The organism is Actinomadura bangladeshensis (genome assembly GCF_004348335.1).
In the GTDB taxonomy this organism is placed as follows: domain Bacteria; phylum Actinomycetota; class Actinomycetes; order Streptosporangiales; family Streptosporangiaceae; genus Spirillospora; species Spirillospora bangladeshensis.
In genome coordinates this window covers 1-6641 of the sequence record NZ_SMJW01000351.1, presented here as the reverse complement: position 1 = coordinate 6641, position 6641 = coordinate 1, and the positions used below count along the sequence as shown (strand labels likewise).

Genomic DNA, 6641 nt, shown 5'->3' with positions numbered 1-6641 from the left:
CATCGGGCGTCCGCAGCACCACCGCCGCACCCAGCATCTCGTGCCCCTCACGGAACACCGTCGCCGACACCTCGACCGTCTCACCCACCACGGCCTTCGCCGGCCACCGGCCACACCCCACCACCGGCGCCACGTCCAGGATCGGAATGCGACCGAGCCTCGGAATGCCGGTCATACGGGACGTTCCGGACTCGACGTGCATGTGTCACCCCTACCCGAGCGAGACTTCCGAAACGTCCCATGCCCGCGAACGGGCGGCTACCGTCCCGTAGTTTGGGGTAACTTTGCGTCGGCCTTCGGGTGCGCAGAGCGACGCCCCGCGAGCGCTACCGGGTGGGCCGCGCCGCCGGCTGGATCGGCGGCTCGGGGGTGACCTCGCCGCTTCGTCCGCCCCGCGGCGACCTGAGCGGCAATTCTGTGGATCTGTAAGGTTTGACGCGGCCATGACCTGTATTGATCGTTCTGCGGCCCGTGGCGGCCGGAGGCGGCCGGAGGCGGCCGCCGGTGGACCGGTCTGCGGATGGTCGAGATTGGGCAAACGCTCGTCCGCGCCGCCCCGCCGCCGGCCCGCGACCGGCGCTGGCCGGAGGCCGCCATCCCCTGCGCCACCGGGGTTTCCGCGGTTTCGCGCGGGCCCGGTCCGGGACCGGGCCCCGAGGTGAGGGTGTGGTGCCCCCGTCGCATTCATGGGACGGCAGCGCATAGCGTGGCTATGTGTGAAGGCAATCCGACGTTTCACGGTCCGCACCGTCCTTCCCGAGCCGCTCCGGCAGCTTGAGGAGCTCGTCCTCAACCTGCGCTGGTCCTGGCACCACGAGACGCTCGACCTGTTCCGCGCCGTGGACCCCGCGCTCTGGGAGGCCGTCCACCACGACCCGGTCCGGCTGCTCGGCGAGGTCTCGCCGGAGCGGCTGGCGCAGCTGGCGGAGGACCGGCGGTTCCTGCGCCGCCTGCAGGACACCGCCGAGGACCTGCACGAGTACCTGACCGCGCCGCGCTGGTACCAGACCCGGCCCGACGGCCCGTCGTCCATCGCCTACTTCTCGCCCGAGTACGGGATCACCGCCGCGCTGCCGCAGTACTCCGGCGGCCTCGGCATCCTGGCCGGCGACCACCTGAAGACGGCGAGCGACCTCGGCGTCCCGATCCTCGGGGTCGGGCTGCTGTACCGGCACGGGTACTTCTCGCAGTCGCTGTCGCCGGACGGCTGGCAGCTGGAGCGCTACCCGCCGATCGACCCGAACGGGCTCCCGCTCACCCTGCTCCGCGAGCGGGACGGGACGCCGGTGCACGTGACCATCGGCCTCCCCAAGGGCCACGCCCTGCGCGCCCAGGTCTGGGTCGCCCGCGTCGGGCGCGTCCCGCAGCTCCTCCTGGACTCCGACGTCGAGGACAACGACCAGGCGGCCCGCGACGTCACCGACCGGCTGTACGGGGGCGGCGGCGACCACCGGCTGCTGCAGGAGATGCTGCTCGGCATCGGCGGCGTCCGGGCGATCCGCGCGTACTGCCGCATCACCGGGCATCCCGCGCCCGAGGTGTTCCACACCAACGAGGGACACGCCGGGTTCCTCGGCCTGGAGCGCATCCGCGAGCTGGTGTCGGAGGACGGCCTGACGTTCGACGAGGCCCTGGAGGCGACGCGCGCGGGCACGGTGTTCACCACGCACACGCCCGTCCCGGCCGGCATCGACCGGTTCCCCCGCGACCTGATCGGCCGGTACTTCGGCGGGACGAACGAGGAGGAGCAGGTCCCCGTCGACCGGGTCCTCGCGCTCGGCGCCGAGGACTACCCGGGCGGCGACCGCACCGTCTTCAACATGGCCGTGATGGGGATGCGGCTGGCGCAGCGCGTCAACGGCGTCAGCGAGCTGCACGGCGAGGTCAGCCGGGAGATGTTCGGCGGCCTGTGGGGCGGGTTCGACCTCGCCGAGGTCCCGATCGGGTCGATCACCAACGGGGTGCACGCGGGCACCTGGGTGGCGCGCGAGGTGCTGGAGTTCACCGCCCGCGAGCTGCCGTCGGTGATGGAGAGCGGCCGCGGCTGGGAGGGCGTCCGCACCGTCGCCGAGCCGGAGATCTGGCGGATGCGGGGCCTGCTGCGGCGCCGCCTCGTGCACGATGCGCGGCGCCGGCTCCGCGAGTCGTGGCGGCAGCGCGGCGCCAGCGAGGCCGAGGTCTCCTGGATCGACGACGCGCTCGACCCGGACGTCCTGACGATCGGGTTCGCGCGGCGCGTCCCGTCCTACAAGCGGCTCACGCTGATGATGACCGACCCGGACCGGCTCCGCTCGATCCTGCTGCACCCGGAGCGGCCCGTGCAGATCGTGATCGCCGGGAAGGCGCACCCGGCGGACGAGGGCGGCAAGAGGCTCATCCAGCAGATCGTGCGGTTCGCCGACTCCGAGGACGTCCGGCACCGCATCGTGTTCCTGCCCGACTACGACATCGCGCTCGGGCAGCTCATGGTGCAGGGCTGCGACGTGTGGATGAACAACCCGCTGCGCCCGCTGGAGGCGAGCGGCACGTCCGGGATGAAGGCGGCGCTGAACGGCGGGCTGAACCTGTCGATCCTGGACGGCTGGTGGGACGAGTGGTACGACGGCCAGAACGGCTGGGCGATCCCGTCCGCCGACGGCCTGTCCAGCCCGGACCGGCGCGACGAGCTGGAGGCCGCCGCGCTGTACGAGCTCATCGAGGACCACGTGTCCGTCACCTTCTACGACCGCGACTCGGCCGGCCTGCCGCGCCGCTGGCTGGAGATGGTGAAGCACACGATCGCCACGCTCGGCCCGAAGGTGCTCGCGTCCCGGATGCTGCGCGACTACGTCGAGGAGCTCTACACCCCGGCCGCCGCGTCCGAGCAGGCCATGGTCGCCGACAAGTACGCGGGCGCCCGCGCGCTGTCGGCGTGGAAGCAGCGGGTCCGCAAGGCGTGGCCGGGCGTCGCCGTCGAGCACGTCGAGTCCAACGGGGAGGAGAGCCCGCAGGTCGGGGCGCGCCTCACCGTGCGGGTCGTCGTGGACCTCGGCGGTCTCGACCCGGACGACGTCGCCGTGGAGGTCGCCTACGGCCGGGTGGACGACGCCGACGCGCTCGTCGACCCGTCCTACCTGGAGCTCGCGGAGGTCGAGCCGGCCGAGAACGGGCGGCGCCGCTACACCGGCGAGGTCCCCCTCGGGCGCAGCGGCGCGTTCGGCTACAGCGTCCGGGTGGTGCCCGGCCACCCGCTGCTGCCGGGACGGACCGAGATGGGCCTGGTGGCGCTGCCGCCCGCCCCGCAGGGCATGACGAACGGCGACCTGCGCTAGGCGGCGGGCTCGTCCTGGTCACGCTCGTCGTCCTCGTCGTCCTCGTCGGCGGGCGGGTCGGCCGTCTGCCAGGTCGCGACGACGAGGGGGAGGAGCATGTGCGTCGCCAGCATGGCGAACAGGATCAGGAACAGCGCCGCGCCGGGGATCTGCGACTCGCGGCCGTCGGTGTCGGCGACGCTCGTCACGATCAGCACGGCGGCCAGCACGAACGTGGTCGCCCGGTGCGCGCTCGCGTAGGCGCGGAGCCGGGCGAGGAGCTGCCGCTCGTCGAGCTGGTCCTCGCGCTTGGAGGTCAGGCCCCGGGTCACCGCCATCAGCTGGCCCGCGAGCGGGAACCCGACCACCACCAGGACGCCCAGGATCACGAAGTTCGCGATCATGGCCGTGTCGCTGGGCGCCAGCACCCAGGACACGGCGGCGTCCACCCAGAACAGGCCGAGCGTGACCGCGCCCGCCCCCGCCAGGATCCGGCGCGGCCGCCGCCGGGCGTAGCGGGCGGGCAGCCGGCGTTCCAGTTCCTCGTCCAGCGCCGCGAGGCGGTCCGCGCGCTTGCTCATGATGTGCCTCCGATCCGGGGGAAGGGTGTGAGGGAGAAGACGACCTCGACCGGCACCTCGAAGTAGTCGGCGATGCGCAGGGCGAGGTGCAGGCTGGGGCTGTACTCGCCCCGTTCCAGGTAGCCGACCGTCTGGTAGTGGACGCCGAGCGCGGCGGCCAGGTCGCGGCGCGAGACGCCGCGCTCGGCCCGCAGCACCGAGATCCGGTTGTAGACGGTCTCCTTGTCGGCGGACGCCGGGCCGGCCTTGCGGATCACAGCGCCCCCTGCGCGGCGGTCCGCACGGCCTCCGGCGGCCGCGCCACCGGGAACATCACCCCGGAGACGAGCATGAGCGCCATCGTCCGCGGGTCCCGCGCCCGGATCACCGGCTCGCTCATGCGCTCCCCCGTACAGCAACTTGGATCATTAGCCATACTCCTACGTTCGTTGATAGTAGAAGTACTACATTTCATCGCAGACATGCAAGTGTAGGGACCCTGGCAGGATGGATGCGTGCGACTGGCGAAGGGACGCGACCGGCCACCCCTGCGGCTGACGGAGGGCCGCATGGCGGACGCGGCGCTGGCCGCCGGATGCCTGCTCGTCCTGGTCGCGATCGCGCTGCTGGAGACCCGCGTGGTCGGCCGCGGGCCCATGCCCGCCTACGGCTGGGCGCTGATCGCGGTCGCCTGCGGGGCGCTGTACTTGCGCCGGAGCGCTCCGGTCGCGGTCGCCGCCGTCACGCTGGCGGCCTGCGGGATCTACTACCCGGCCACCGACCCGGACGGCCCCCTCGTGATCACCTTCGTGATCGCGCTCTACACCGCGGCGGCCGCGGGGCGCCTGACGACGGCCGCGCTGCTCGCCGCCGCCGCGATCGCCGGCACCGTCTACGGCGACGGCCGCGACGGCGCCGACCATCTCGCGGACGCGGCGCCCTTCCTGCTCGCCGGCTGGTTCGTCGCCGTCATCGCGATCGGCGGCGTCGTCCGCAACCGCCGCGCCTACCTGCGCGAGGCGCAGGAGCGCGCGCGGGTCGCCGAGCGCGGCCGGGAGGCCGAGGCCCGCCGCCGCGCCGTCGAGGAGCGGCTGCGCATCGCCCGCGAGCTGCACGACGTCCTCGGCCACAACATCTCGCTGATCAACGTGCAGGCCACCGCGGCGCTGCACGGCCTGCACCGCGAGCCGCAGCAGGCCGAGGCCGCCCTCACCGCGATCAAGCAGGCGAGCAAGGACACCCTCCGGGAAATGCGCGCCACCCTCGGTGTCCTCCGCCAGGTCGACGAGGCCGCCCCGGTCGCCCCGGCCCCCGGGCTGGCCCGGCTGGAGGAGCTGACGAGCGGCATCTCGGCCGCCGGGCTCACGATCCGCACGAAGATCGAGGGCGATCCGCGCCCACTGCCCGCTGAGACCGATCTGGCCGCCTTCCGGATCGTCCAGGAGGCGCTCACGAACGTGACCCGGCACTCCACCGCCTCCACGGCGACGGTCCGCGTCGGCTTCGCGGAGGATGAGGTGACGGTCAGCGTGGAGGACGACGGCGTGCCGTCGCCGCCGGGGGCGTCCGGTGACGGCAGCGGCATCCGCGGCATGCGCGACCGTGCCGCATCGCTGGGCGGCGCCCTGGAGGCCGGACCCGGCCCGGACGGCGGTTTCACCGTCCGGGCCTGCCTGCCGCTCCCGCCGGAGGAGATCGACCGGTAGGGGCCGATGAGTTTCCGGTGCGGGCGAGGTCTGCACGGTCATGATGACGAAGACACTCGAAACTCCCGAAGCCGACCTCGTGTACGACGTCCACGGCCCGCTGCCGGCGGCCGGCGGGCGCCCGCCGCTCGTCATGATCGGCCAGCCCATGGACGCCACCGGCTTCCGCACGCTGGCCTCGCACTTCCCCGACCGCACCGTGGTCGCCTACGACCCGCGCGGCCTCGGCCGCAGCACCCGCAAGGACGGCCGGAACGACCACGCGCCCGGCGTCCAGGCCGGCGACGTGCACGCCCTCATCGAGGCGCTCGGGGCGGGCCCGGTCGAGATGTTCGCGAGCAGCGGCGGCGCGGTGACCGCGCTCGCCCTCGTCGCGGCCCATCCCGGCGACGTGACGACCCTGGTGGCGCACGAGCCGCCGATCATCCCGGTGCTGCCCGACGCGGCGGCCGCCGAGCGCGCGCGGGCCGGCGTCCGGGACGCGTACGAGAGCAAGGGCTGGGGCGCCGGCATGGCCGCGTTCATCGCGATGACGTCGTGGCAGGGCGAGTTCACCGACGACTACTTCGCCCAGCCCGCGCCCGATCCGGCCATGTTCGGCATGCCGGCCGAGGACGACGGCTCCCGCGACGACCCGCTGCTCTCCGACCGGTCGTGGGCGGTCAGCGACTACCGGCCCGACGCCGCCGCGCTCACCGCGGCGCCCACGCGCATCGTGATCGCCGTGGGCGAGGAGTCGAAGGGCGTCATGACGGGACGCACCTCGGAGGCGACGGCCGAGCTGCTCGGCGGCCGGGCGACGGTGTTCCCGAGCCACCACGGAGGCTTCCTGGGCGATGAGTTCGGCCAGGCCGGGCAGCCCGAGGCCTTCGCTCGGAAGCTGCGCGAAGTGCTCGGCGACGCCGGCTGACGGCGGCCCCGGGGGCCGGCTCGTCCCGCCCCCGGCGTCCCGACGCGCGGCCGTCAGCCGAACCGGTCGTCGGTGTCCGGAGCGGCGAGGGCCTCGTAGGCGGGGGCCAGGACGTCGGGGAGCGGGCGGCGGCGGATCTTCACGGGCGGCGGCGCGGCCACCTGGAGGACGAAGC

At 73.7% G+C, this 6641-nt stretch carries 7 protein-coding genes; 3 read left to right on the top strand and 4 right to left on the bottom strand.

The window, feature by feature from the left end; translation table 11 throughout:
* Window positions 1–202: maltotransferase domain-containing protein (locus tag E1284_RS37230; RefSeq protein ID WP_279433115.1), on the bottom strand; the 202-nt coding region annotated here is incomplete at its 3' end.
* A gap of 514 nt (window positions 203–716) precedes the next feature.
* Between E1284_RS37230 and glgP the strand changes: the two genes are divergently transcribed.
* Window positions 717–3311 (top strand): alpha-glucan family phosphorylase, encoded by a 2595-nt coding sequence (gene glgP, locus E1284_RS37225; RefSeq protein WP_131944845.1) that lies wholly within the window; start codon window positions 717–719, stop codon window positions 3309–3311.
* Here the strand turns inward: glgP and E1284_RS37220 are convergent.
* The 3 genes from E1284_RS37220 to E1284_RS43805 are packed head-to-tail and all read right to left on the bottom strand — an operon-like array spanning window position 3308 to window position 4250.
* On the bottom strand, window positions 3308–3871 hold the full coding sequence (locus E1284_RS37220; protein WP_131944844.1) for a hypothetical protein: 564 nt from the start codon (window positions 3869–3871) through the stop codon (window positions 3308–3310). The genes glgP and E1284_RS37220 overlap by 4 nt on opposite strands.
* Complete coding sequence (locus E1284_RS37215; RefSeq protein ID WP_207924178.1) at window positions 3868–4128, bottom strand: helix-turn-helix transcriptional regulator; 261 nt, start codon at window positions 4126–4128, stop codon at window positions 3868–3870. Before E1284_RS37215 ends, E1284_RS37220 begins: the two co-directional genes overlap by 4 nt.
* Window positions 4125–4250, bottom strand: coding sequence for a hypothetical protein (locus E1284_RS43805; protein WP_279433114.1), 126 nt, complete (start codon window positions 4248–4250; stop codon window positions 4125–4127). Before E1284_RS43805 ends, E1284_RS37215 begins: the two co-directional genes overlap by 4 nt.
* Before the next feature lie 115 nt (window positions 4251–4365).
* Here E1284_RS43805 and E1284_RS37210 point away from each other — a divergent pair, with 115 nt between their 5' ends.
* Window positions 4366–5556: a sensor histidine kinase gene (locus E1284_RS37210; protein ID WP_243714983.1), complete on the top strand. Its 1191-nt coding sequence runs from the start codon at window positions 4366–4368 to the stop codon at window positions 5554–5556.
* Between the two features lie 40 nt (window positions 5557–5596).
* On the top strand, window positions 5597–6466 hold the full coding sequence (locus E1284_RS37205) for an alpha/beta fold hydrolase (protein ID WP_131944843.1): 870 nt from the start codon (window positions 5597–5599) through the stop codon (window positions 6464–6466).
* Window positions 6467–6641: the final 175 nt, after the last annotated feature.

Bases quoted from the DNA above. Each gene is read 5' to 3' on its own strand.
- E1284_RS37220 (WP_131944844.1), bottom strand. From the start codon at position 3,871: ATGAGCAAGCGCGCGGACCGCCTCGCGGCGCTGGACGAGGAACTGGAA.
- E1284_RS43805 (WP_279433114.1), bottom strand. From the start codon at position 4,250: ATGAGCGAGCCGGTGATCCGGGCGCGGGACCCGCGGACGATGGCGCTC.
- E1284_RS37205 (WP_131944843.1), top strand. From the start codon at position 5,597: ATGATGACGAAGACACTCGAAACTCCCGAAGCCGACCTCGTGTACGAC.